General features: G+C 62.6%; 26 protein-coding genes, 1 tRNA gene and 1 pseudogene. 19 read left to right on the top strand and 9 right to left on the bottom strand.

Annotated elements, in window-relative coordinates:
- Positions 1-2: 2 nt before the first annotated feature.
- The gene (locus MU848_RS09155) at positions 3-1412 is read right to left on the bottom strand and encodes a circularly permuted type 2 ATP-grasp protein (protein WP_247231284.1); all 1410 of its coding nucleotides are present in this window, start codon (positions 1410-1412) and stop codon (positions 3-5) included.
- A 235-nt stretch (positions 1413-1647) separates the two neighbouring features.
- Between MU848_RS09155 and MU848_RS09160 the strand changes: the two genes are divergently transcribed.
- A tRNA-Met gene (locus MU848_RS09160) sits at positions 1648-1724 on the top strand.
- A 520-nt stretch (positions 1725-2244) separates the two neighbouring features.
- Here MU848_RS09160 and MU848_RS19130 read toward each other — a convergent pair.
- The 7 genes and pseudogenes from MU848_RS19130 to MU848_RS09195 form a co-directional block, all read right to left on the bottom strand.
- Positions 2245-3354 (bottom strand): annotated as a pseudogene (locus MU848_RS19130) (recombinase family protein); the annotation flags it as partial.
- A 57-nt stretch (positions 3355-3411) separates the two neighbouring features.
- Positions 3412-3921 (bottom strand): hypothetical protein, encoded by a 510-nt coding sequence (locus MU848_RS09170; protein WP_247231288.1) that lies wholly within the window; start codon positions 3919-3921, stop codon positions 3412-3414.
- Position 3922: 1 nt separating this feature from the next.
- The gene (locus tag MU848_RS09175) at positions 3923-5152 is read right to left on the bottom strand and encodes a hypothetical protein (RefSeq protein WP_247231289.1); all 1230 of its coding nucleotides are present in this window, start codon (positions 5150-5152) and stop codon (positions 3923-3925) included.
- Positions 5153-5154: 2 nt separating this feature from the next.
- Entirely contained in the window at positions 5155-5451 is a 297-nt protein-coding gene (locus MU848_RS09180) for a hypothetical protein (RefSeq protein ID WP_247231291.1), read from the bottom strand.
- On the bottom strand, positions 5448-5675 hold the full coding sequence (locus MU848_RS09185) for a hypothetical protein (RefSeq protein ID WP_247231293.1): 228 nt from the start codon (positions 5673-5675) through the stop codon (positions 5448-5450). The genes MU848_RS09180 and MU848_RS09185 overlap by 4 nt, the downstream gene beginning before the upstream one ends.
- Positions 5672-5812, bottom strand: coding sequence for a hypothetical protein (locus MU848_RS09190; RefSeq protein WP_247231295.1), 141 nt, complete (start codon positions 5810-5812; stop codon positions 5672-5674). Before MU848_RS09190 ends, MU848_RS09185 begins: the two co-directional genes overlap by 4 nt.
- A gap of 358 nt (positions 5813-6170) precedes the next feature.
- Positions 6171-6842: a LexA family protein gene (locus MU848_RS09195; RefSeq protein ID WP_247231297.1), complete on the bottom strand. Its 672-nt coding sequence runs from the start codon at positions 6840-6842 to the stop codon at positions 6171-6173.
- 48 nt (positions 6843-6890) lie between these two features.
- On the opposite strand from MU848_RS09195, the gene MU848_RS09200 reads away from it, so the two are divergent.
- Both MU848_RS09200 and MU848_RS09205 read left to right on the top strand, forming a co-directional pair.
- Entirely contained in the window at positions 6891-7154 is a 264-nt protein-coding gene (locus tag MU848_RS09200; protein WP_247231299.1) for a helix-turn-helix domain-containing protein, read from the top strand.
- Complete coding sequence (locus tag MU848_RS09205; protein WP_247231301.1) at positions 7154-7435, top strand: hypothetical protein; 282 nt, start codon at positions 7154-7156, stop codon at positions 7433-7435. Before MU848_RS09200 ends, MU848_RS09205 begins: the two co-directional genes overlap by 1 nt.
- On the opposite strand, the gene MU848_RS09210 is transcribed toward MU848_RS09205, so the two are convergent.
- Complete coding sequence (locus tag MU848_RS09210; RefSeq protein ID WP_247231302.1) at positions 7416-7637, bottom strand: hypothetical protein; 222 nt, start codon at positions 7635-7637, stop codon at positions 7416-7418. The genes MU848_RS09205 and MU848_RS09210 overlap by 20 nt on opposite strands.
- A 108-nt stretch (positions 7638-7745) precedes the next feature.
- On the opposite strand from MU848_RS09210, the gene MU848_RS09215 reads away from it, so the two are divergent.
- The 16 genes from MU848_RS09215 (at position 7746) to MU848_RS09290 (ending at position 22334) form a co-directional block, all read left to right on the top strand.
- Entirely contained in the window at positions 7746-8249 is a 504-nt protein-coding gene (locus MU848_RS09215) for a phage regulatory CII family protein (protein ID WP_247231304.1), read from the top strand.
- Positions 8246-8926, top strand: coding sequence for a hypothetical protein (locus MU848_RS09220; protein ID WP_247231306.1), 681 nt, complete (start codon positions 8246-8248; stop codon positions 8924-8926). The genes MU848_RS09215 and MU848_RS09220 overlap by 4 nt, the downstream gene beginning before the upstream one ends.
- Entirely contained in the window at positions 8923-9381 is a 459-nt protein-coding gene (locus MU848_RS09225) for a hypothetical protein (RefSeq protein ID WP_247231308.1), read from the top strand. Before MU848_RS09220 ends, MU848_RS09225 begins: the two co-directional genes overlap by 4 nt.
- A 2-nt stretch (positions 9382-9383) precedes the next feature.
- On the top strand, positions 9384-10076 hold the full coding sequence (locus MU848_RS09230) for a hypothetical protein (RefSeq protein ID WP_247231310.1): 693 nt from the start codon (positions 9384-9386) through the stop codon (positions 10074-10076).
- Positions 10069-11076: a DUF5131 family protein gene (locus MU848_RS09235; RefSeq protein WP_247231312.1), complete on the top strand. Its 1008-nt coding sequence runs from the start codon at positions 10069-10071 to the stop codon at positions 11074-11076. The genes MU848_RS09230 and MU848_RS09235 overlap by 8 nt, the downstream gene beginning before the upstream one ends.
- Positions 11073-11765, top strand: a complete 693-nt coding sequence (locus MU848_RS09240; protein ID WP_247231314.1) for a site-specific DNA-methyltransferase — start codon at positions 11073-11075, stop codon at positions 11763-11765. The genes MU848_RS09235 and MU848_RS09240 overlap by 4 nt, the downstream gene beginning before the upstream one ends.
- Positions 11762-11956 carry a hypothetical protein gene (locus tag MU848_RS09245; RefSeq protein WP_247231316.1) on the top strand — a complete coding sequence of 65 codons (195 nt, stop codon included), beginning with the start codon at positions 11762-11764 and terminating at the stop codon, positions 11954-11956. Before MU848_RS09240 ends, MU848_RS09245 begins: the two co-directional genes overlap by 4 nt.
- Positions 11953-12393 (top strand): single-stranded DNA-binding protein, encoded by a 441-nt coding sequence (gene ssb, locus MU848_RS09250; protein WP_247231318.1) that lies wholly within the window; start codon positions 11953-11955, stop codon positions 12391-12393. The genes MU848_RS09245 and ssb overlap by 4 nt, the downstream gene beginning before the upstream one ends.
- Before the next feature lie 93 nt (positions 12394-12486).
- Positions 12487-15504: a phage/plasmid primase, P4 family gene (locus MU848_RS09255; protein ID WP_247231319.1), complete on the top strand. Its 3018-nt coding sequence runs from the start codon at positions 12487-12489 to the stop codon at positions 15502-15504.
- A 460-nt stretch (positions 15505-15964) separates the two neighbouring features.
- Positions 15965-16423: a hypothetical protein gene (locus MU848_RS09260; protein ID WP_247231321.1), complete on the top strand. Its 459-nt coding sequence runs from the start codon at positions 15965-15967 to the stop codon at positions 16421-16423.
- A gap of 163 nt (positions 16424-16586) precedes the next feature.
- Positions 16587-16925, top strand: a complete 339-nt coding sequence (locus tag MU848_RS09265) for an HNH endonuclease signature motif containing protein (RefSeq protein WP_247231323.1) — start codon at positions 16587-16589, stop codon at positions 16923-16925.
- Positions 16926-17080: 155 nt separating this feature from the next.
- Positions 17081-17431, top strand: a complete 351-nt coding sequence (locus MU848_RS09270; RefSeq protein ID WP_247231325.1) for a hypothetical protein — start codon at positions 17081-17083, stop codon at positions 17429-17431.
- The gene (locus MU848_RS09275; RefSeq protein WP_247231327.1) at positions 17407-19176 is read left to right on the top strand and encodes a terminase large subunit; all 1770 of its coding nucleotides are present in this window, start codon (positions 17407-17409) and stop codon (positions 19174-19176) included. Before MU848_RS09270 ends, MU848_RS09275 begins: the two co-directional genes overlap by 25 nt.
- The gene (locus MU848_RS09280; protein WP_247231330.1) at positions 19176-20426 is read left to right on the top strand and encodes a phage portal protein; all 1251 of its coding nucleotides are present in this window, start codon (positions 19176-19178) and stop codon (positions 20424-20426) included. The genes MU848_RS09275 and MU848_RS09280 overlap by 1 nt, the downstream gene beginning before the upstream one ends.
- Positions 20427-20430: 4 nt before the next feature.
- Positions 20431-21105 carry an HK97 family phage prohead protease gene (locus MU848_RS09285; protein ID WP_247231332.1) on the top strand — a complete coding sequence of 225 codons (675 nt, stop codon included), beginning with the start codon at positions 20431-20433 and terminating at the stop codon, positions 21103-21105.
- Positions 21106-21116: 11 nt separating this feature from the next.
- Positions 21117-22334 (top strand): phage major capsid protein, encoded by a 1218-nt coding sequence (locus MU848_RS09290; protein WP_247231334.1) that lies wholly within the window; start codon positions 21117-21119, stop codon positions 22332-22334.
- Positions 22335-22388: the final 54 nt, after the last annotated feature.

The raw sequence follows: 22388 nt of genomic DNA on the forward strand, positions 1-22388 counted from the left end.
CATCAATCCTGCAACACCCATGTATCCTTCACCCCGCCCCCCTGACTGGAGTTCACCACCAGCGACCCTTCCGTCAGCGCCACGCGCGTAAGCCCCCCGGGCACCAACCGGATCTGCTTGCCCACCAGGCAATAAGGCCGGAAATCAGCATGCCGCCCCACGACCGAAGCGGGGCCAAGTGTCGGCACGGTGGACAGATCAAGCGTCGGCTGCGCGATGAACTCGCCCGGATTGGCCCTGATCCGATCAGCATAGGCCGCAATTTCCGCAGCTGTCGATTTAGGCCCGATCAGCATCCCATAGCCGCCAGACCCATGCACCTCTTTCGCCACCAGTTCGTTCAGATGCTCCAGCACATAGGCGCACTCATCCGGCTTCCCGCACTGCCATGTCTGAATATTGTCCAGGATCGGCTGTTCACCCAGATAAAAGCGGATCATCTCCGGCACATAGATATAGACCGCCTTGTCGTCCGCGATCCCTGCCCCCGGCGCGGATGCCAGCGTCACCCCGCCATTGCGATACACGTTGAAGATGCCCGGAATGCCCAGCAGGCTGTCCGGCCGGAACACCAGCGGATCGATATATTCGTCATCGATCCGGCGATAGATGACGTCGACTTGGCGGGGGCCAAGCGTCGTCTTCATCCACACCCGATCCTCATCGACGAACAGGTCGGCGGGCTCCACCAGCTCGATGCCCATCAGGTCAGCAAGGAAGCTATGCTCATAATAAGCGCTGTTGAGCGACCCGGGCGTCAGGAGCACGACAACGGGATCGCCCTGGCATGCTGGCGGCGCGACTTCCTTCAGGCTCTTCAGCAACTCGGCTGGATAATCATCGACCGGCGCCACCAGCCCCTGCGCGAAAAGCTCAGGGAACATCCGCGTCATGATCTCGCGATTTTCCAGCATGTAGGACACGCCCGAGGGGGTACGGCAATTATCCTCCAGCACCTCGAACCGGGAAGGGCCGGTGCGCACGATATCGATCCCGACGATGTGGCTGTACACCTTTCCTGGCGGCGTAAAGTTGGCCATTTCGGCGAGATAGGCGCTGTTCTGGTAGATGATCTCGGCGGGCATGATTCCGGCCTTCACGATCTCGCCGCGATGATAGACGTCATGCAGGAAAGCATTGAGCGCCCGCGCCCGCTGCCGGATGCCCCGGTCCAGCACCCGCCATTCTTGCGCGGTGAAGATGCGCGGCAGCAGGTCGAACGGGATCAGCCGTTCCGGATCGCCACCCTCGCCATAGACCGCAAAAGTGATCCCGATCCGCCTGAAAATCGCTTCCGCCTCATCCAGTCGCCGGTTGAGGCCCGCAATGCCTGTCCGCTCCACCCAATTCTGCACTTCGGCATAGCAAGGCCGTATCGAACCATCCGGTTCAAACATTTCGTGGAAGGGCAAAGCGTCGATCCTCCCTCGGGCCCAGCCCGGTTGTGCATTGCAACATTAGTGCAACGTGGCCGAACGATTGCAAGCGCAAAAAGACCCACGGCAATGCACCCACACAGATTCTTCCTGGGCACGCTTCATCGTCACGAACAGAAATTGCGCATCCCGCGCCAAACCCCGTTGACCCCAATAGCGGCTCTGCTTATAGCGCGCCCACCGCAGGGGCCACGCCCCGCGCAGCCCATGGGGCGGAGTAGCTCAGCTGGTTAGAGCAGCGGAATCATAATCCGCGTGTCGGGGGTTCAAGTCCCTCCTCCGCTACCACCTTTACAGTCCGCTTTTTTGGCACAGGCTTCCCTGTCGCGATGGCAAGCACTGCCGACAAATTGCCGACCAGCTCCAGAGACGCGCGATCGGGCGCGTTCTCATCATCCCGCACGATCACGGCCTCGACCAGGTCGCGGATCATCGGCAGATATTTCTGTGCTTGCTCGCCGCTGGTGAGCGCATCGCCAAGCTGGCGGATCTTGCGACGGTAGGCCTCGACGATCTGCGGATGCAGGATGATCGCCGGGACGGCTTCATGCTCGGCTAAGGCTGCTTCGGCGGACGCGAGCGCGGCCTTGCGGTCCTTCAGCGCCTCCTTCACTTCGTCCATGTCGGCGCCGGCGGCGATCGCGTTGACCAGGTTGCGGATCTCGCCCTTCAGCTGCTCGACCCGTTCCTCCGCTCGATAGCGCGACGACTGAAGCTTTGCCCGCGCCTGGCTGCGCGCATCATGATAGCGTTTCACCACGGCGCTGATGATCTCCGGATCTAGCAGTCGATCCTGAAGGCCGGACAGCACCCGCTCTTCGAGGCGGCCGGTGGATATGCGCCTGCCATTGTCGCAGGTGCCGGCTTCCTTGTGTCGGGAGCAGGCCCAACGGTCCTTTGACACGACGGTATAGGTGCCGCCGCATCCGCACCTGACAAGGCCGCTAAGCACATGCCGCGCGCGACGCTGGCGGTGGAAAGGCACATGGGCGAGATCTTCTTTCCGCTCCTGGACAATTGACCAGAGCGCGTCGTCGATGATGCGCAGGTGTGGTGCCTCGCCCTCGACAATGTCCGGCTGGGCATCGACCCGCGACAGGCGCTTGCGGGAATTAGGGTCGCGAACCATGCGGACGCGGCCATAGCGGATGCGGCCGACATAGATCGGGTTGCGCAGGATGCCATAGTCGCGCGCTGCCGACCCATTGATGGTGCTGGCGCGCCATTCGGTGCCGCGCGGCGAAGGGATGCGCTCTGCGTTCAACTTGTGCGCGATCGTGCGAGGCGGGACGCCTTCGGCATATTCCCGGAAGATCCGGCGGACGATCCCGGCCTCTTCCTCATTGATGGCGCGGTGCCCGAACTCGACCGATCCATCGCTGTTGACGATCGGCGTAACGTCATAACCATAGCAGCGGCCGCCCGGCACGCGCCCTCGGCTGACCTGCCCCTTCCCGCCTCGGCGGATCTTGCTGCCTAGCTCCTTCACATAGAGAGCGCTCATCGTGCCGATGAAGCCGATATGCAGTTCGGTCACTCGGTTGTCGGCGCAGGTGAACAGCGCGACGCGGGCGAACTCCAGGCGTCGATAGATCTCCGCCGTGTCGCCTAGATCGCGGGCGATGCGGTCGAGCGATTCTGAAAGGACGATATCGAAGTCGCGCCGATCGGCGGCCGCGAGCATCGCGTTCAACCCGGGGCGGTGCTTGTTCTGTCCTGAAATGGCCGCGTCCGAAAAGGCGTCGACGAACTGCCAGCCATGCCGTTCAGCGTAGGCTCGACAGAGCCTGATCTGATCCTCGGCGCTTAGGGCGTTCTGCATGTCCGTGCTGAAGCGCGCATAGATTGCGACGCGGGTGCCTTCCGGTGCCCAGCTCATGGGTGAAGTCTCTCTGTGATTCGAACTCGCGAGCAGCATCCTCTGCCGCCATGTCTTCGGCAATGGCTAGAGCAAGATCGAGGATGCTGAAGCCAGTCACGCTGCCGCCTGAACCTGCCGTGCGCCTTGGATGTGCCGCTCAACGAAGTGAGCGATACCGAATCGATCGCTGCCGGGGAGGTCGCGGCGGTACCATTCCAGCAGATCCGCGAATCGCCAGTAGCGATCCCACTCCCCGAGAAAGGGTGCGGCTGTCTCGCCATACCGATCAGCGATCTCGGTGAGCGGCATGTCACGCCGCCATGCTTCCCGCACGCTCCTGTCAGCCGCCTCGAAGGCTCGGCGCAATGCCCGCTCGGCACGCCGGGTGCTATCCTCCAGAGCAGCGACCTTCTCCTCCAGCGTCGCGGCGGCGGCATCCTGTCGCTCCAGCGTCACGACCCAATGCCAGTCTGCAGCAATGGAGCGCCATACGCGGATCTCCCGCGCTGCTTGCTCAGCCGATATTTTGCCCGCGTCTATGAGCGCAGGATATTGCTGCTCCCGACGCTCGATGGCGGCTGCAGCCTCACGTGCCAGAGCGGTGAATTCAATGAGACCGCTCATATCAGCCTCCAATCATGCCGGTGGCGACGCCGCCCAAGGTGGCGTCGGGTAGCACCTTGCTCGGACGGAAGACGGGCGCGATCGTCGCTTTGCCGGCGGCGACGCGGGCGAGCTGCTCTTCGAAGGTGCGGGGCCGGCTGGCTTCTGCGCGGCGCTCCTCGGCCATGCGAGCAAGCATGATGTCCTTCGCCACGGCATGACCGTGTTCGTGCGCGAGGTTGCGATATTCCTGCCGACGATCGGCAGGGAGCCATTGCGCGGCCTTGGACCGCGAGCGAGCTTCGCTGCTGCGGCCCCGCCTTATCGGAGGCAGCAGCTGCTCGCCCCGCGCGGCCAATTCGGCGGCGATTTCGTCCCGGAGCCGATACGCGGTGCTGCCACCGATACCCAGATCCTGCGCGGCTCGGGCGACAGGTTCCCTTGTAAGGATGCGCCGGCGCAGCTCGTCAAGGGATGCCGCGGGTATGTAGTGGCGCGATTGCTTCGCTGCGGCGATGCGTCGTCCGTCCCGGTCGCAGCCGGGCAGGGTTTCGCCTTTGCGCGCCAGCTTCTTGACCAGGCGGTTACGGATTCGCCCGACTGTCGTGTTGCTCGCGCTGGTACGTTCGGTGACGATCTTCGCTCCGAAGCCCTGCAGCAACAGCGCTTCGACCTCTGCGCGCTGCTGGCGGCTTAGCTTCGCGCCGGAATAGGCCGCGCCACCGCCAGCGGGCGGCAACGGTGCCTTGCCACGCGCCTTCAGGTCGGCGCTGTAACGGCGGCGCTCCTCCGCGACGCGGCCTGCGCTGAGGCCCAGTTGCAGCTGGATATCGACAGCCTTCATGCCTCTCCGCAGGGCAAGGCGCAGGCGCTCCAATCCCTGAGCCGTCAACCGTCCCTTCTCGTCACGTTCGGCCGGACGGAAGCCCTTGCGCGGGCAGAGAGCGATCAGGATGGCATTAGATGCGCCGGCTTCGCTAATACCGAATGTCGCGCCAATGCGGGCGAAGGACCAGCCCTGCTCTTCTCGAAGGCGGATTGCTTCTTCCAGCTGTTCGCCGGCGAGGATGGGAGCGGGCGCGGCGGGGACCACTGACGATCGCAGACCGCACTTGTTCGCCATGACATAGATTGCCTGCCAGTTGCGCTCCGGCAGCAGATCAGTGACGCCATTGATGCCTTCGCGCGGATAGACGTCGTGAAGGATGGCGATTTCCTGTTGAGTCCAGGCCGGAGCCTTCCGCTGAGGCATGTTCAGCCCTCCAGATCGACACGATGCGTCCGGTCGGGCGCGGAAGGGGCCGCGCCGATCAGACTGCGAGCCGTTCTGATGTCGATGATGCGGATATCGGCTTGAGGTCGATCAAGGCGGATTGCTCGCTTGATCTCTTCCGGACTGTGATAGGTCAGCACCAGGCGGCCGTCTTCGGGAACCTCATGAATAGTCGGAAGCCAGTCTTCCACGATATGCGTGCAGCCAAACTGATTTGCGAAGGCCTGCTTGTGGAAAGTCTTTCCCGATCCCATCGGGCCATGGATGATCGTGATCATAGCGACAACCTCCGCTTGATCAGGTCGGCAGGCAGGCCAGTGACACGCTCCAGCTCGGCGCGGAAAGCGTCCCGCGCCATGGCCTGGTTTTCCAGCTCCTCGGAATATTGATCCACGAGGCTGGTGTTCTGCGCGGCGCGGGCGGCGAGGCTAGAAACATGGCCGGTCACCATTTCAAGGTGCAGGCCAGCCATGCCGAGCGAGGAAAGATGCGCGCCGCTCATGCCCAAATCGCCCAGGCTACGAGCGCGACTGCCAGCAAAAGCGCCGTCAGCGATACGATCATGTAGGCGAGAGCGTTGGCCTCAGCCCGGCGGGCCTCCAGCAGCACGCCATGTGCATTCAGTTCGATGTGGGACACTGTTACCTCCCGTTGACGACGAGAGGTGAATTACGTTTTTCGTAATCCAACGTCAATACGAAAATCGTAATCCTTCGCGCAGGTTGGAAGCCGACGAGCGTTATCCACAGAATTTCAGGCCCGAAGGCTTGCCCTATGTTCCATTTTTGTTCCAGTGAGATCCTGTTCGATTCGGAGATCGCATGGAAAAAATTGTCTGGTATCGCGCCCTGTGTTTCGCAACTCCGGTAGGCCCGTGGCGCTCATGCCGGGAAAAGGTCAGGCGCGACCTGATAGCTCGCGAGCTTGGCAGCTACGACGAATGGGGGCGATTTTTTGTCACCGTTCCCGGCGAGGTCGAGATTCGGACTGAGTGCGCTCAGTCTAGAGCGGCTTGATCGGGTCTCATTGTAATCAGCACCACGCGGCCCACGATCTCGTAATCGCGATCGGTTATGGGTATCACTTTGTGATCGGGATTGGCTGAACAGGGCACGAGCCGCGCAGGCTTCTCACGATACTGCTTGAAGGTTACCTCGCCCTCTCCGTTCCGCACGACATAAAGCCACTTGTCAAAGAGATCCTGATCCTCTGGATCGACGATGATCGTCGCCCCATCCTTAACGATCTTATCCATCGAATCGCCGACGACCTTCAACGCGTAGGCGAACCTTGGCAGATTTGGTTCAGGCGCCTGGATGAAGTGGTGGGTGTTGCGAATGGCCTCTCTCCAGTTCCCTCCCGGCACCTCCCCCAGCAGCGGCACGGCAGCAACCGGCATCGCGCCCTCCGGCACAAACTGGCGCTGAGCCTCGCTCTCGTCTGAAAGTCCAAGCCATTGTGCAAGGCGAGGCATCTCCTGTGACTGAATGCGGCGGCCGCCTTTCAGTATCTCGGTAACCCTCGCAGGCGCGATGGAGAGATGGTCCGCCAAGCGTTTCTGGGAAAACTTCTTGGCAGCGATTTGCGCCCTGAGTTCATTTAGGAGTTGGTCGTGAGTAAGCACCAGGCGACATTGCGGAAATCGTAACTCTGGGTCGATAACGAACATCGTAATTTCTCGCTTGCAAATGAATTACGGTTTTCGTAATTCGCCGTTATGGCTACCGCATCCGACATCATCGCCGCGCTTGGAGGAACAAGCGCCGTCGCCCGCGAGCTGGAGCTTCCTCCCTCAACGGTTTCGAGCTGGAAGACAGGCGCCCGCATTCCAAAGTGGAGAATGCAGGGAATCAACTCTCTTGCAGCCCGCTTGGGCGTCGACCTCAGCAACATCGACAAGGCCGCAGATAAAACCGGCGATACATCAGCGTCTCCCGGCAAAAAGCGGAACTTTGCCGCCCCGGAAAGCGAGGCGGCGTGATGCAGCGCTTCAAACCGATCGCGTGGCTGCCGAGTGCAGCCGCCCAACCCAACAAACCGAACGCTTTCCCGTCGCAGAAGGCGCAGCGGGTCGAGCTTCAGCGCATCGAAGCGGCGTGCGCCATGATCGGGAATGCGGCGGCTGATGAGGCGGATCTGCGGGCAGCCTTTCTAGCGATCGGCTCCGCGCTGTGCACCGAAAAGCAGCGTTCTGCCGCCCTCTCCCGCCGGGTAAGCGAGCTGGAAGCCGACATCGCTCAGATCATGAAGAAGGGTTCTTGATCATGGTGTCGAGCCAATCCAGACCTTCGGTCAACGCATCCGCATCGATATCGCTGCCCTCGGCGCGGAAGTCGTCCCGGACCGCCACCACGCGCCGCTTAATTGTGTCGCTGAACTCGGGGCCTAAGCGCTCATCAAGCTCGCGCAGCATCGCCACCACCAAGTGGAATGCTGTGACCGCTTCAGGTGCTGTTTCCGACACTCAATTGTTCCTTCGTGCTGGGTTTGACAGCCGCACGATAGCCGAAGGGGGCGCGGCTCACAGCCTGGTTGTGAATATTTGTCGCCGTGCCCCCGGAGGGCTGCCCGCATGAGCCGGTCCCTTGCCCTCACCCCGGAACAGCAGTCCGGAAAGGCATCGTTCAAAGCGCTTGTGAAGAGCTTTGGCGGTCAGGACGCTGCAGCGGAAGAAACCGGAGTCCGGCGGCAGAAGATCAGCGATATGGGCCTCGCCAATGTGGCGGAATCGCCCACGCTCGACCTGATCGACGCGCTTGAAGATCGGACCGTCGGCATGCCCGGCTGGCCGCATGTCACCAGCTGGCTCTGCCGCCGGCGCGGCGGCGTGTTCGTGCCGCTGCCGCAGGGCGACGACGACGCGGACGGCATGATGCTGACCGTCGCGGAGCTGGCGGGCGAGCTGGGCGATGTATCCCGCGCCGTGTCCGAAGCGGTCGCCACCACCGGCGACGGCGGCCGCGATGTCACCGAACAGGAAGCCATGGCCGCTCTGCGCGAGCTGGATGGGCTGGACCGCACATCGGCGCAGCTGCGCCTGAAACTCTCCGCGAAACTGAAGGGAGCGAACGCATGACGGATTTCGCCAACTATCGTCATTTCTCCATCGAGGCCGTCGTGCCTGCGGGGTGGGGTGCCCTTGCTGGCGGGCGCGAGCTGATCGGCGCCTGCGCGGTCAAGCATCGCGGCTATTGGGATGATCGGCTGTGCAGTGTCGGCTCCCTCGCCCTCGCGGACTGGATCATGCAGCATCAGGATCTGGTCGCCAAGCCTAAGCCGGGCCGTCATCCCCTGAACAGCGGCATGATGATTGAGCGCATCCTCATTGGGGAAGTGCTGCCCGCCGACGATTTTGCCCTCGCCCTCGCCAACATGACCGAGGGCGTCGTTCTTCCCGAGATGTTCGGCCAGGTCGAGGCCGACACGACATCATCCGCGTCGCAGGCCCTTGGCGCGGATGAGAAGGCACCGGCGGCCGCGCCTGTATCCCCCTGTCAGGATGCGGCTCCGGTGCCTTCAGATGATCGCACCGCCGAATTGCCGCCGCTTGGTGCGCTGGGCGGGCCGCTGCCTTCCGGTCGGCTGTTCCACCCGATCGCTGATAGCCGGTTCCCGCAAGGCTTCGTGCTGACTGGCTGCGGCATGTCGCTGTGTCTGGACGAAAGCACGGCCAAGGCGATGCAGGCAGCCCTCGCGGATGGCATTGCCCATATTCAGCATGTCCGCCGCGCGGGTCTGGCGGTGGCGGCATGATCATCGCGGAGTCGATGCTCGACAAGTGGCTGCGGGAAGCCAAGGCAGGGGAAACCATCGTCTATGCCCGCGCCACCTTCCTGACGCCCAACAAGGTCACCCGGCGCCTGTATGAGCTGGCGCAGAACGGCCATGTGGAGCTGAAGCGAAGCCGCCGCCTACATGGGCCGGGCGATGAAAATCTGCACTATATCGCCAAGCGGCTCGGCAAGCCGATGCCGGGATCTTCGCCCTCGAAGGATGGCACGCGGATCGTGAAGGGCATTCGGCCCCTGCCCGCGAAGCCTCAGGACCGCCGGTTCACCTCTCATGCGTCCGTGGTGCGCGAGATTGAACCGCAGGTGCGTGAGCTGCTCGCTGAGGGCCATGCCCGCAGCGCAGCGCGCATCGCACGGACGCTCGGCCTCTACAGCCACAATCCCGTTGTACGGGTTCTGGAAAGGCTGGCGGCGTAATCATGGCAGATCGGCCTATCCTTTTCAGTGCCCCGATGGTGTGCGCTCTCCTTGCCGGGCGAAAGACGCAGACGCGGCGGTTGTTCAAGCCGCGCGGCTTTGAGTTCTACACACATCCGGTCAGCGGATGTCGCTACGATGAATATCACCCATATCGGGATGGCACATGGGACAAGAGCCGAATAGTGGGCAGTGGATCTATGCAGGCATTCGCATGGGGCGAGGGCCTTTATGCCTATCTGCCTTATGGTCCAGGCGATCGGCTGTGGGTCAAGGAAACTCATACCTGCGTTGGCGATGCCGACCGTTGGACGCTCTACCGCGCTTCAGGGTACGAAGCCGAGTGCGACCGCCACGGCTTCGACAAGCCATATCCGCCTGAAAGCGAAATCAAGTGGAACCCGTCGATCTTCATGCGGCGCGCGCTTTCCCGCCTGACCCTGACCGTCACTGACGTTCGGGTCGAGAGATTGCAGGATTGCAGCGAGGCCGACGCGTGGGCTGAGGGCTTGACGCGCCATCCCGAAACTGAGGCCGCTTATGTCGACCTGGGCGAGCTGGTCCTCAGCGCGGACGACCCCCAATCTTGTTACCATTTGCTCTGGAATCACATCAACGGCGCGGGCGCATGGGAGGCGAACCCATGGGTGGTCGCGGTGTCCTTCGATGTGCGGAAGGGCAATATCGATGGCTGACCGCAGTTCGATCGAATGGACCGATGCGACCTGGACGCCGATCAAGGGATGCTCCCGGCACTCGCCCGGTTGCATCAACTGCTATGCCGAGATCATGGCAGCGCGCTTTTCGCAGCCGGGTCAGTGGGGAGAGGGTCTGGCCCGCATTGTCGACACGCCGCAGGGCAAGGATCATCGCTGGACCGGTGTGACGCGGTTCGATGACAAGGAACTGCTGAAGCCGATGGGCTGGAAGAAGCCGCGCCGGATCTTCGTCTGTTCCACGTCCGATCTGTTCCACGAGAGCGTGCCGGATGAGTGGATCGATCAGGTTTTCGCCGTCATGGCGCTTTGCCCGCAGCACATTTTTCAGGTGCTGACAAAGCGGGCTGATCGGATGCGGGAATATCTGACGGCCCGGAAAACCGCAGCGCCGATCATGGTGCCGGTGGGCGACGGGACACTGGGGCAGCATCCGTTCAATAATGAACTAAAGGTGCCTTCCAATATCTGGCTGGGTGTCTCTGTCGAAGATCATGAACGGGCGCTGCTTCGCATCCCCGACCTTCTAGCTACGCCAGCTGCTGTCCGGTGGCTTTCTTGCGAACCCATGCTAGGTCCGATTTTCCTGACAGATGTTGCGGACGGCTGCTCGACAGTTCTGACCCCCGAGTGCTGGGGGGATTGCGACTGTAGCAGCCTATTTGGGTATGATCCGGGCTGCCGCCGCAATGGCGGTGACGGCACCCTGATACGCAAGATCGACTGGGTTGTTGTCGGCGGTGAAAGTGGCCCAGGCGCGCGGCCGATGGACCCGGAATGGCCCAGAACGCTGCGGGATGACTGCCATGATGCCGACGTTCCCTTCTTCTTCAAGCAATGGGGGGCGCATGTCCCTTGCGGCCAGATGCTGGCGGACGGTCGGCTTTGGGCCAACGGTAGCAACAACACGCTGCTCACCACTAAAAAGTTTGCGGGTCGATTCCTCGATGGTGTCCAGCATGACGGGATGCCCGCATGATCCTCCGGGAGGTCACCATAGGGGATGCTCGCCTCATCCTTGGCGATAGCTATACCGTCCTGCCGACGCTTGGCTTCGTCCCCCAGATTTGCACGGACCCGCCATACCTGATCCGAACGGCGGGCGGGGGCAAGTTCCGTGCGCAGCGGGGGCATACTGACCGCATCGCTGAAGAGGGGCTGGATCAGGGTTTTGATCACAGCATTATTAATCCGCTGCTGTGCGGGTCAGCTGTTGTGTTTTGCCACAATGATCAGGTGCCCGAGCTAACGACATACCTGCGAGGTAGCTTCGACCGCTTCGCCCTGTGCATGTGGATCAAGACCAACCCCATGCCCATGGCGAACAAGCATTATCAGGCCGACAGCGAAATCTACATCCACGCATGGAACCGCGGCTATCATCCGGCGGGGACGCTGGCCGACAAGAAACGGCACGTGATGAGCCAGGTTGGGCGCGGCGGTCAGTTCGACCATCCGACCGTCAAACCCGACGCCGTGATGGATAAGATCATCCGCAACATCGCGGCCGACGAAATTTGCGACCCTTTCATGGGGACAGGGTCCACCGGCGTGGCGGCGCTGAAGGCGGGTAAGCGCTTCGTCGGCATTGAAAAGAACGAAGCACACTTTGAGACCGCTTGCCGCCGCATACGTGCTGCCGCTGATGCGCTGAAGGTGGCTGCATGATGGCCAAGGTCAATCGCTGCCGCTGCGGCCGAATGCCGGGCGTGCGCACGCGTCGCGTTTCTGAAGATGCTGTCGCCACCTGGGTGCAATGCGCCGGCTGCGGTGCTGTCGGCCCCGAGACCGAGGATGCTTACCGCGACGACGCAACCGCCGTCGCCTCATGGAACGCCGGAAAAGGGAGAAAGTGGTGACTGCCAATCTGAACAAGGCCCAGCTGATAGGCTTCCTTGGCGAAGATCCGAAGAGCGCCGACATGCAGCGCGGCGGGTCTGTCGTCACGCTCAGCGTTGGGACCACCGAATATTGGAAGGAACAGGGCAGCGGTGAACGGAAGAGCGCGACCGAGTGGCATCGCGTCGTGATCTTCAACGAGGCCCTCGGCAAGACTGCCATGTCCTATCTTCGCAGGGGCAGCGCCGTCTATGTTGAGGGCACGATCCGCTCGCGCCGCTATACCGACCGCCAGCAGGTTGAACGCAAGGTGACCGAGATCGTCGTCCCAAAGTTTGGCGGGACGCTCAGCCTGATGGACCGTCGCCGCGATGATGCGGGCGGCCGTGCCGACGCCGATCGCGGCCGCCCCTCCAGCGAGCAGCAGCCCGATCTGGACGACGAAGTGCCTTTCTAACCGCAGGCGCTCGCCAAGCCTGCGGCGACGCCATGACATGCACGACTGATAGACCGGGAGCGGGTGCGCTTTGCCGGGGGGAATTTTTTGACTGTGAACCGCTCTGCACCATTATTGTCACCGCTCGGCCAAGCTGCGCTGAGCTATGCCCGCCGGGGTTGGCCGGTGTTTCCATGCCGGGAGAAAAGCGAAACCGTCGAGACGTTCGGCGGGAAGAAGCGCGAGCTGAAAGCCAAGTCGCCCTACGGCGGCAGCGGCGTGAAGGATGCGACGACCGACGAACAGGTCATCACCGGCTGGTGGAAGAAATGGCCCAACGCGATGATTGGCGTCGCCATGGGCCGCAACGGCCTGTTCGCCTTGGACTTCGATCCTCGTATCGATGAGTCGACCGGCGAGGTGTTCACGCTCGACACCCTGAAGGCCGCGCTGATCGAGCAGATGGGCTGCGATCTGCCCAAGAGCCTCACGGCCATGACGCAAAGCGGCGGCGTCCATGTCTATCTGCTGCAACCGAACGACGGCGGCGAGCCGATCCGGAACCGGGGCAACCTGCCCAAGCATGTCGATGTGCGGGGGCTTGGCGGCTATGTCGTCGCTCCGCCCAGCATCCTTTATCATGAGGATGGCAGCGAGGGCCGCTATGAATGGCTGTCGAACCGGCATGACGATCCTGTGGACGCCCCGGCGTCGCTGGTCGAGATCCTGCGATCAAAGGGGAAGAAAGCGGCTCCCGCCGGCGAGCGGCCGCAGCAGATGCCTCCGTCGTCCATCTCGGCCGATGCGCCCCGGGCCAGCGACCTCACCCAGGCGGAGCAGGACGCTATCCGCAAATACGGCCTGTCGGCGCTGGAAGAAGAGTGCCGCCTGATCCGGTCCGCCGCTTCCGGCGCGCGCAATGCCCAGCTGAACGAAAGCGCGTTCAACATCGGCACGCTGGTCAACTCCACGCCCTTCCCGGCGATCGATGCCCGGTTCGCCCGCACCGCGATCGAGTCAGCCGCCCGCGACAATCCCGGCGATGATGATGAGCAGCAGCTCCATGCTACCATCAACAGCGGCTGGACCGCCGGGGAGGCAACTCCCCGTGATCTAACCAACGTCGCGTCGCGCGCGCGCCAGCGCGCGGCGCGGCCGCATAGATCATCCCGGCCTTCTGCCTCTGCCTCCGCACCTCCCCCTTCGACTGATAATGGCGAACCACGCTCCCACGCGGGAGGGGACAGGGCCATAAGCGAGCGAAAGGGGCTGGGGGACGATATAGACCCTGAGCTGACGCTGAAATGCGCGCGCTACCCTATGACCGACCTGGGCAACCTCGAACGGTTCCTCGCGCGCTACGGACAGGATTTCTTCTGCGTCGCCGCGTGGGCGGAAAGCTCCTCTTCGCCTGGCTACATCGCGTGGGACCGGACCCGCTGGAACCGGAGCATGGCGGACGCCCTGTTCGGCCGAGCGGCGCAGGAGACGATGCGCCTGATACAGGATGAAGCTGATTACATTCGCGCCAGCGGCGTTCCGTTTCCGCCGGAGGAAGGCGATCTGCCCGATCCGGATGCCGATAAGGTCGAAGAGGAGACGGAGCCTGATGACGCTGAGGAGCGCGAGCCGGGCTGGGCTGAAAAGCAGTTTCTGAAGGCGGAGGAAAAGCGCCACGCCCGCCGTAGCGCCATGTGGTATTTGCAGCGGAGCCTTGCCCGCAAGACGCGCCACGACGGCCCGCGCCACGACTTCATCTTTCAGGTAAAGAGCAACGGTGACGTCGTGCTGTTTTCCGACAAGCTGGCGGCATGGGGTCGCACCTCGGAAAGCAGCGGACATATCGAGTGCCTGCGCAAGCTCGCGCCCCCTCGCCTCTCCGCGCGGCCGGAGGAGTTCGACGCCGAGCCGCTCGCGCTGAACGTCCAGAACGGCACGCTGATCTTCCATCGCCCGGACGGCGACACGCCGGCGCGTGTCGAGCTGCGCGAGCATCGGCGCGAGGACAAGATCACAAAGATTGCCAAGGCGGCCTACGATCCGGCGGCGGACTGCCCCCAGTTCAACGCGTTCCTAGCGCAGGTGCAGCCCCCCGACGATATGCGCGAATGGCTGATGCGATGGTCGGGCTACAACGCCCTCGGCATCGCAGACGCGCAGGTCATGGCGCTGTTCTACGGCGAGGGGTCGAACGGCAAGGGCGTCTGGGTCCAGACCCACGCGCACATCCTTGGCGATTATGCCTGGGCGACCGGCATCGAGACGTTCATGGATTCCGGTTTCAAGCGGAACGGTGGCGGCCCCTCGCCGCATCTGGCCGCCCTCGCCGGTCGTCGCATGGTCTATGCCAACGAGCCGGAGGATAATTCCAAATTCTCCGATGGCCTTGTGAAGTCGCTCACCTCCGACGAACCGATCGGCGGCGTGCGCGAGCTGTATGGCCCCGCCTTCGAGCTGCTCATCACCTTCACCAACACCGTGATGGCGAACAATCTGCCGCGCATCGGCACCGACTTCGGCATCCGTCGGCGCATGCAGGTTGTGCCCTGGACCATCATCATTCCCAAAGACAGCCAAGATCCTCTGCTCAAGGCGAAGCTGCGGGCCGAGATGTCGGGCATCCTCAATCAGATGATCCGGGGCGCGCTGGCTTACCTCGCCGAAGGCCTGACGATGCCGGAGGCGATGATTGAGGCCACGCAAGCCTATCATGAGGATAACGATCTGCTGGGCCAGTTCCTGACGATGTGCGTCGCCCGCGACCCCGGCAACACAGTCGGCTCTACGGCCCTGCACGAGGTCTTCGCGGCTTGGCAGACATGGTCTGAGAACCTGCCCCAGACCGGGAAACCTTGGTCGTCAAAAAAGCTCCGGCAGGAAATGGAGCGCAAGAGCTTCAAGATCAACAAGTCGAACACGATGAAGTGGCAGGACATCGCCCTCCGCTTCGATCCGATTGACTTCGTCTGCGATGGGAAGCCGGTGGAGAGCGATCTGCCCGCGCCGCGCTACCCCGACAAGCCCTCTGCTGGTCTGCCGGCGGGTGCGCCGCAGGTCGTGCCAGTATGGCCCCCCGTGCCCCCCTCGGCACTCCCTCCGGTGAGCTTCGATGATGACGATCTGCCGCCATGATCCTCCCACGCTCCCTGTGTTGGGAGGTTTGCTTTCCATCGTTTTTGGCAGTTTTCCGCCGTTTTGGGAGAGTGGGAGCCTTGGGAGGCAATATGACGAAAATTTATGTGGGGAAATAAGGGCGTGTGCCGATGCGCCTTCTCCCTCGCCCATCATCCGATCTGATGCGAGCTGCCACTATGATGCTCATCCCGCCTTGATCCTCCCTCTCTCCCAACTGCGGGAGGATTGCATATCCTCATTCTCCGCAGTTTTCCGAGGGTTTGGGAGCTTTCGGAGGTTTGGGAGGGAGTTCGACTAAATCCCACGGGCGCGCACGCACACGCGCGTTACACATGCGCGCACGCGCGCGCTGAATTATCAGGATATTCCTCCCATGCTCCCACACGACGAACAAACTACTGATATTATTATTGTTTATCCTCCCATCTCTCCCTCCCAAGAGAGGGAGGAAGGGAGGTTGTATAGCTTTGCCGATGTGGAAGAGCGCCTGGTTGAGGCCATGCTCGTGATGAAGCGGCTTTCGGACCGGGAAGCGGGCTGGCTGAGGGTGAAGGCCAGCTGGCCGGACATCATCCGCGAACGCGAACTGGGCGACTATGATGCCCGTGGCTACCTCGGCAACAGCTCCGACATTCCGCTGAAGCCGCTGCCCGCCACGCGGAAGGACATCGCCATGATGGAAGAGGCGTTCGCGTGGGTGCTGGCCGCCAAGCCCGACGACCGGCGGCTGATCGCCCTGGCCATCGGCGCGCTTGCGCGGGGCGAGAAGCGCGTGCCATGGATGAAGCTGCGCAAGCCGATGGGCGTGACACGCGGTGCTGATGGGCTTCGGATGCGGTATGAGCGGGCGATGCGAAAGGTGGTTATCGCGGCAAACGCCAGCAAATCCGCGCCTGTCGCATGTCAAACGCTATAAGTTGCGGGCGTGAAATTATGTTTGTTCGTTTCTCCGCCCGTTTCTGCCTATAGCTATCTACGCTCGGGGCGGTCCTATGGCTACCCAAAGCATCCTCTCCTAAACTCGACAACGCCCGGCTTGGCCCCCGCCTCGCCGGGCGTTGTCATTTGCAGGCGCGATCATGGGAAAGCTGAAGGCTCTCGGTTCCCGCCTCGGCGGGATGCCTGCGAAGGTGAAGGCCGCGCCCAAGGTGGCCGAAGGGTTCTACTCATCGCCTGAGTGGCGCGGGCTGGTAGCTGACATCAAGCGGGAGCGCGGCGCGCGGTGCGAGCGGCCCGGCTGCCCGACGCCGACGCATCGGATCATCGCTGATCACATCGTCGAGCGGAAGGATGGCGGCGCGAACCTCGACGCCAGCAACGTCGAGCTGCTCTGCTTCACCCATCACCAGCAGAAGACGGCGGCGGCTCGGGCGGCGCGGGCGCAGGGTCGGACATGGGGGGGTGGGTCGAAAGTCTAGGGGTCCGGCGGCCCTATTACCGCCTTCTGTCCCACGCGGAGATTTTTTTCATGTCAGATTGGGATTTTGACCTGCTGGGTGATCCCATCCCGGAAGGTCACGGTCGGCGCGGTCGCCCGCCTCACATCCCGACTGACGAAAACCGTAGGAAAGTCATGGTCTTAGCTGCCTTCGACAAGAACGAAGAGCAGATTGCCGCCGCGCTTTCGATCACACCGCCGACTTTACGGAAGCATTATTTTCGTGAGCTGCGCTCTCGGTTGGAGGCTCGCCAGAGACTGGAGGGCAAGCTGCTCTCGGCACTGGTGAAGGAGGTCGACGGCGGCAACGTCTCGGCCATCGACAAATTGTTCAAGCGGCTCGACCGGCACGACCTTGCCATCGGCAACGCCGTCCAGCCCGCAAAGCAGGCGAAGGTTCCGAAGAAGGGGAAGAAGGAAGCTGCGATCGAGCAGGCACACAGCGCGCATGAGGGTAGCCCGTGGGCCAACCTGCTGAAGCACTGACGTGGAATTTCGCCTGCCCTGATTGGGTGGAGCGTTTGAAGGCTGGCAAGTCACTTCTCCCGCCGCTGCCGCTCAACGACAATGAGGCGGAGCGCGCCGTAGCGATCTTCAACAACCTGCGGCTGCCGGACGTGCCGGGCCAGCCATTCATGGCTGATGCGGCAGGCGAATGGGGCCGGGACATTGTTCGGGCGATCTTCGGGTCGATGGTCGAGGGCGAGCGTCAGGTACGCGAAGTCATGGCCATGGTGCCCAAGAAGAACGCGAAGACGACCAACGGCGCGGCGATCTGCCTGACGGCGCTGCTGATGAATGAGCGGCCGCGCGCGGAGTTCGTACTGGTGGGGCCGACGCAGGAGATTGCCGATACGGCGTTTCAGCAGGCTTCGGGAATGATCGATGCGGACCCATATCTCAAGCAGCGCTTCCATGTCGCCGATCACCGCAAGGCGATCTACGATCGGGTGCTAAAGGCCACGCTGAAAATCAAAACCTTCGACATGAAGGTCGCAACCGGCTCCAAGCCCGTCATGGTGCTGATCGACGAACTGCACCTGATGGGAGCGATCAGCTACGCTTCTCGCGTTATCGGGCAGCTGCGCGGCGGTATGATCGCAAACCCTGAAGCGTTCCTGGTCATCATCACCACGCAGAGCGACGAAGCGCCGGCGGGAGCCTTTAAGACTGAGTTGGACTATGCGCGGGGGGTTCGGGACGGCCGCATAGCAAACGCACGGATGCTGCCACTGCTGTACGAGTTCCCGGAGGCCATGCAGGTTGACCAGGCCAAGCCCTGGCAAGATCCTCGGCACTGGCACATGGTGCTGCCGAACCTCGGGCGGTCAATCTCGCTCGACCGTCTGATCGAAGAATATCAGGCCGCAGTCGATAAGGGGCTGCAGGAGGAAAGGCGCTGGGCCTCCCAGCATCTGAATGTCCAGATCGGACTTGCCCTCCATACCGACCGCTGGCGCGGCGCAGACTATTGGGAAGCGGCTGCAGATTCGACACTGACGCTCGAGGCGCTGCTGGCCCGTTGTGAAGTGGCAGTGGTCGGCGTCGATGGCGGCGGCCTGGACGATCTTTACGGGCTGTGTGTCGCAGGCCGGGAGAAGGATACCAGGCGCTGGCTCTATTGGTTCCGCGCATGGGTTTACAGCGAGGTGCTGGAGCTGCGGCACGAAATCGCGCCGCGCCTGCTCGATTTCAAGCGGGACGGTGATCTTGTCATCATCGGCCATAATGGTGGCCCCACGTTGGATGATGACGACCTGGACGACGACACGCCGCCGCCTGAACTGCTCGATGAGCGCGATGTCCGCGAGATCGTGGCGATCGTGCAGAAGGTGAAGGACAGCGGCTTGCTGCCGGAGAAGGGGGCGATCGGCCTCGATCCCGAAGGTGTGGGTGCTCTGGTCGATGCCCTTGCCGCCATTGGTCTGGAACATCCGCAGGTTGTCGGGGTGACGCAGGGCTACCGCCTCGCCTCCGCCGTCTGGTCGCTGGAGCGGAAACTGAAACATCGCATGGCCGCCCATTCGGGCGCGCCACTCATCAACTGGTGCGTGTCGAACGCGAAGGCCGAACAAAGGGGCAATGCCGTGATCATCACCAAGCAGGCCGCAGGCAAAGCCAAGATCGACCCGTTCATTGCCGGGCTGAATGCCACCAAGCTGCTGGAGGCGAACCCGGCTGCACAAGGCGGCGGCGTCGATGATTTCATCAGCGCGATGAAGGCAGCCTGATGGGCTTCTTTGACTGGATCAATGGCTATCGCGCCAAGCTGTCGGGCCGAGACGGCGATGATCAGGGCCGCTATTGGGCGCATGGCGGGTTGCCGCTGCCGCGCATCAACCAGGCTGGTGTGCTCGGGCTGGCGGCGGCATGGGCCTGCGTTCGTCTGAAATCGCGGGTGGTCGGCTCGCTCCCGATGACGCTCTACAGCAAGCAGCCGGGGAACGGGCGGCAAGAAGAATCGAGTCATTGGCTTTATGACCTCCTCCATGACAGCCCCAATGCCGAGCAGACTCCCTATGAATTCTGGGCCGGCATGGTCGGATGCATCGACCTGTGGGGCAACGGTTATGCGGAGAAATCGCTAGGCGCATTGGGCCGTACGACCGCGCTGACGCCGATCGCACCGGATACCATGCGGGTCCGTCGCAATGCGGGCGGTGCGCGGATCTATGCCTTTTCGGACCGGGGGAAGCGGGAAGAGCTGCCGGAAGAGAAAGTCTTCCACCTTCGGGGACTGACGCTGGGCGGGGACGTTGGCCTGTCCGCCGTGGCGGCGGGGTGCCAGTCGCTGAGCGGCGCACTCTCGGCGGAGCGGACGGCAGCCAACCTGGTTGGGCACGGATTGCAGATTTCAGGCTTCATGGAAACCGGCGCGAACCGCCTTTCCCCGGAGCAGCGGCACGACCTGGTGAATATCTTCGATGCATTCACCGGCACCGATCAGGCCGGCAAGATCATGCCCTTGGAGAAAGACTTCAAGTTTCAGCCGTTGCGGATGAACCCGCAGGAGGCGCAGCTGCTGGAGACGCGCGGCCGCAATGTCGAAGAAGTCTGCCGCTGGTTCGACACGCCGCCTATCCTCATTGGCCATGCGTCCGCAGGTCAAACCATGTGGGGATCGGGCGTCGAGCAGATTTTCCTTGGATGGCTGACCACCGGCCTCAACCCTCTATTCGTCAGCATCGAACAGGCGGCGCGGAAGCAGCTTCTTCCGCCTGAAGAGCGGCGCAAGTTCAAGCCGGAGTTCAACCGTGAGGGGCTGCTGGCCGCCGATAGCGCCGCCCGAGCAGCGTTGTATTCGGCGCTGGGTCAGAACGGCGTGATGACGCGCAATGAGATGCGCGCGAAGGAAAACCTGCCGTCGCAGCCCGGCGGCGATGTGCTGACCGTGCAGTCCAACCTCGTGCCCCTGGATCAGCTGGGCACGATCCAGCCCCGCAAAGTCCAGCCCGCCCCTGGTGAACCGATCGAGGATTGATCCCATGCTTCTGACGAAAAACTGCGGCGTGCCGCTCGACATGAAGGCCGTCGGTGAAAACGGCACCATCGAAGGCTACGGCTCGATCTTCGGCAATATCGACAGCTATGGCGAGATCGTTGAACCGGGCGCGTTCACCCAGTCGTTGTTCGACGCGAAGCGCAAGGGCAGTTCCGTCAAGATGCTCTGGCAGCACAACCCGGATGAGCCGATCGGCATCTGGGATGACATCGCGGAGGACAGTAAGGGGCTGTACGTCAAGGGTCGGCTGCTGATCGATGCGTCGCCCCGCGCGAAAGAAGCTCATGGCCTGCTCATGGGCGGCGCGCTCGACGGCCTGTCCATTGGCTACCGAACGCTGGATGCTGATCCGCATCCCACCAAGCCGGGCATCATCAGCCTCAAAAAACTGTTGCTGCGCGAAGTTTCGATCGTGACGTTCGCGGCCAATGAGCGCGCGCGTGTCGAGGCGGTGAAATCCGCGCTGCTTTCGGGTGGCTTGCCCGCCCTATCCACATTTGAGGATTTCCTGCGCGAGGCAGGGTTCTCGAAGACCCAGGCCACGGCGATCGCGTCGAAGGGCCTGGCCCCGCTGCTCCGGAGTGAGTCCGGCAGTGATCCCGATGCCGTCAAGGCGCTTCGCGCCGCCGTCGACGGCTTCCTGCAATCTGCCGAATGAGGAGACACGACGTGGCAGACGAGAATGAACTGATCAAGCTGGCCGCCGATTTGAAGTCCGCAGCTGATGAGGTGAAGAAGACGGCTGAGACCACCAACGCCGAACTGAAGAACCTCGGCAAGGTCACCGAGGATACCAAGAAAACAGCGGACGACGCGTTGCTGAAGCACAACGAGATCTCCGCGCGTCTGACCGACATCGAACAGAAGATGGCGCGCAAGGGCAACGACCAGCCCCAGCGGCAGAAGTCTTATGGTGAGCAGGTCGGCGAAAGCGAAGAGCTGAAGAGCTTCATCGCCAATGGCGGGCGCGGCCGCGTCAATATCGCGGTGAAGGCGATCATCTCTTCGCTCACCACCGATGCTAACGGCTCGGCGGGCGACCTGATCATCCCGCAGCGTCAGGATGGAATCATTACGCCGGCGCAGCGCCGGATGACCATCCGCGATCTTCTCACGCCGGGTCGCACGACCTCGAACGCGATCCAGTATGTGAAGGAAACCGGCTTCACCAACAGCGCAGCGACCGTGTCGGAAAGCAGCGGCGCCGCCAAGCCGCAGTCGGAGATCAAGTTCGATCTCATGACGACTGCTGTCACGACGATCGCCCACTGGGTGCTGGCGACGAAGCAGATCCTGGACGATGTCCCGCAGCTTCAGTCCTACATCGATGGACGCCTGCGCTATGGCCTGCAATATGTCGAGGAAGGCCAGCTCCTCAACGGCGGCGGCACCGGTACCGATCTGAACGGCGTCTATACGCAGGCGACGGCATTCTCGGCGCCGGTCACTATTCCGGCGACCGTCACGAAGATCGACGTGCTTCGCTTGGCCATGCTTCAGGCGGTGCTCGCGGAATATCCCGCTACCGGAATGGTTCTCCACCCGACTGACTGGGCGACTATCGAGCTGGTGAAGGACACGACCGGGCGGCACATCATCGGCAATCCGGGTGGCGGGCTCGCCGGTCACACTCTCTGGGGCCTGCCGGTGGTCGAAACTCCCGCGATGACGATCGACAAGTACCTTGTCGGCGCGTTCAAGCTGGGCGCGCAAATCTTCGACCGCGAAGATGCCAATGTCGAAATTTCGACCGAGGACAGCGACAACTTCCGGAAGAACCTCGTCACGATCCGCGCCGAGGAGCGCCTTGCTCTCGCAGTCTATCGTCCGGAGGCGTTCATCAAGGGCGACTTCTCCGACAGCGTCACGGCCGCTACCGCCGCTTAATCCAGAGCGCCCCGGCATGTTGCCGGGGCCTCTTTCCGCGACGGGCGAAGGTCG

The sequence above is a fragment of the Sphingobium agri genome, from assembly GCF_023051225.1.
GTDB classification, from domain to species: Bacteria; Pseudomonadota; Alphaproteobacteria; order Sphingomonadales; family Sphingomonadaceae; genus Sphingobium; species Sphingobium agri.

What these genes read in the sequence shown, in the direction of transcription:
- MU848_RS09170 (WP_247231288.1), bottom strand. Translation starts at nt 3,921, where the DNA reads ATGAGCGGTCTCATTGAATTCACCGCTCTGGCACGTGAGGCTGCAGCC.
- MU848_RS09175 (WP_247231289.1), bottom strand. Translation starts at nt 5,152, where the DNA reads ATGCCTCAGCGGAAGGCTCCGGCCTGGACTCAACAGGAAATCGCCATC.
- MU848_RS09180 (WP_247231291.1), bottom strand. Translation starts at nt 5,451, where the DNA reads ATGATCACGATCATCCATGGCCCGATGGGATCGGGAAAGACTTTCCAC.
- MU848_RS09185 (WP_247231293.1), bottom strand. Translation starts at nt 5,675, where the DNA reads ATGAGCGGCGCGCATCTTTCCTCGCTCGGCATGGCTGGCCTGCACCTT.
- MU848_RS09195 (WP_247231297.1), bottom strand. Translation starts at nt 6,842, where the DNA reads ATGTTCGTTATCGACCCAGAGTTACGATTTCCGCAATGTCGCCTGGTG.
- MU848_RS09200 (WP_247231299.1), top strand. Translation starts at nt 6,891, where the DNA reads ATGGCTACCGCATCCGACATCATCGCCGCGCTTGGAGGAACAAGCGCC.
- MU848_RS09205 (WP_247231301.1), top strand. Translation starts at nt 7,154, where the DNA reads ATGCAGCGCTTCAAACCGATCGCGTGGCTGCCGAGTGCAGCCGCCCAA.
- MU848_RS09215 (WP_247231304.1), top strand. Translation starts at nt 7,746, where the DNA reads ATGAGCCGGTCCCTTGCCCTCACCCCGGAACAGCAGTCCGGAAAGGCA.
- MU848_RS09220 (WP_247231306.1), top strand. Translation starts at nt 8,246, where the DNA reads ATGACGGATTTCGCCAACTATCGTCATTTCTCCATCGAGGCCGTCGTG.
- MU848_RS09225 (WP_247231308.1), top strand. Translation starts at nt 8,923, where the DNA reads ATGATCATCGCGGAGTCGATGCTCGACAAGTGGCTGCGGGAAGCCAAG.
- MU848_RS09230 (WP_247231310.1), top strand. Translation starts at nt 9,384, where the DNA reads ATGGCAGATCGGCCTATCCTTTTCAGTGCCCCGATGGTGTGCGCTCTC.
- MU848_RS09235 (WP_247231312.1), top strand. Translation starts at nt 10,069, where the DNA reads ATGGCTGACCGCAGTTCGATCGAATGGACCGATGCGACCTGGACGCCG.
- MU848_RS09240 (WP_247231314.1), top strand. Translation starts at nt 11,073, where the DNA reads ATGATCCTCCGGGAGGTCACCATAGGGGATGCTCGCCTCATCCTTGGC.
- MU848_RS09245 (WP_247231316.1), top strand. Translation starts at nt 11,762, where the DNA reads ATGATGGCCAAGGTCAATCGCTGCCGCTGCGGCCGAATGCCGGGCGTG.
- MU848_RS09265 (WP_247231323.1), top strand. Translation starts at nt 16,587, where the DNA reads ATGGGAAAGCTGAAGGCTCTCGGTTCCCGCCTCGGCGGGATGCCTGCG.
- MU848_RS09270 (WP_247231325.1), top strand. Translation starts at nt 17,081, where the DNA reads ATGGTCTTAGCTGCCTTCGACAAGAACGAAGAGCAGATTGCCGCCGCG.
- MU848_RS09280 (WP_247231330.1), top strand. Translation starts at nt 19,176, where the DNA reads ATGGGCTTCTTTGACTGGATCAATGGCTATCGCGCCAAGCTGTCGGGC.
- MU848_RS09285 (WP_247231332.1), top strand. Translation starts at nt 20,431, where the DNA reads ATGCTTCTGACGAAAAACTGCGGCGTGCCGCTCGACATGAAGGCCGTC.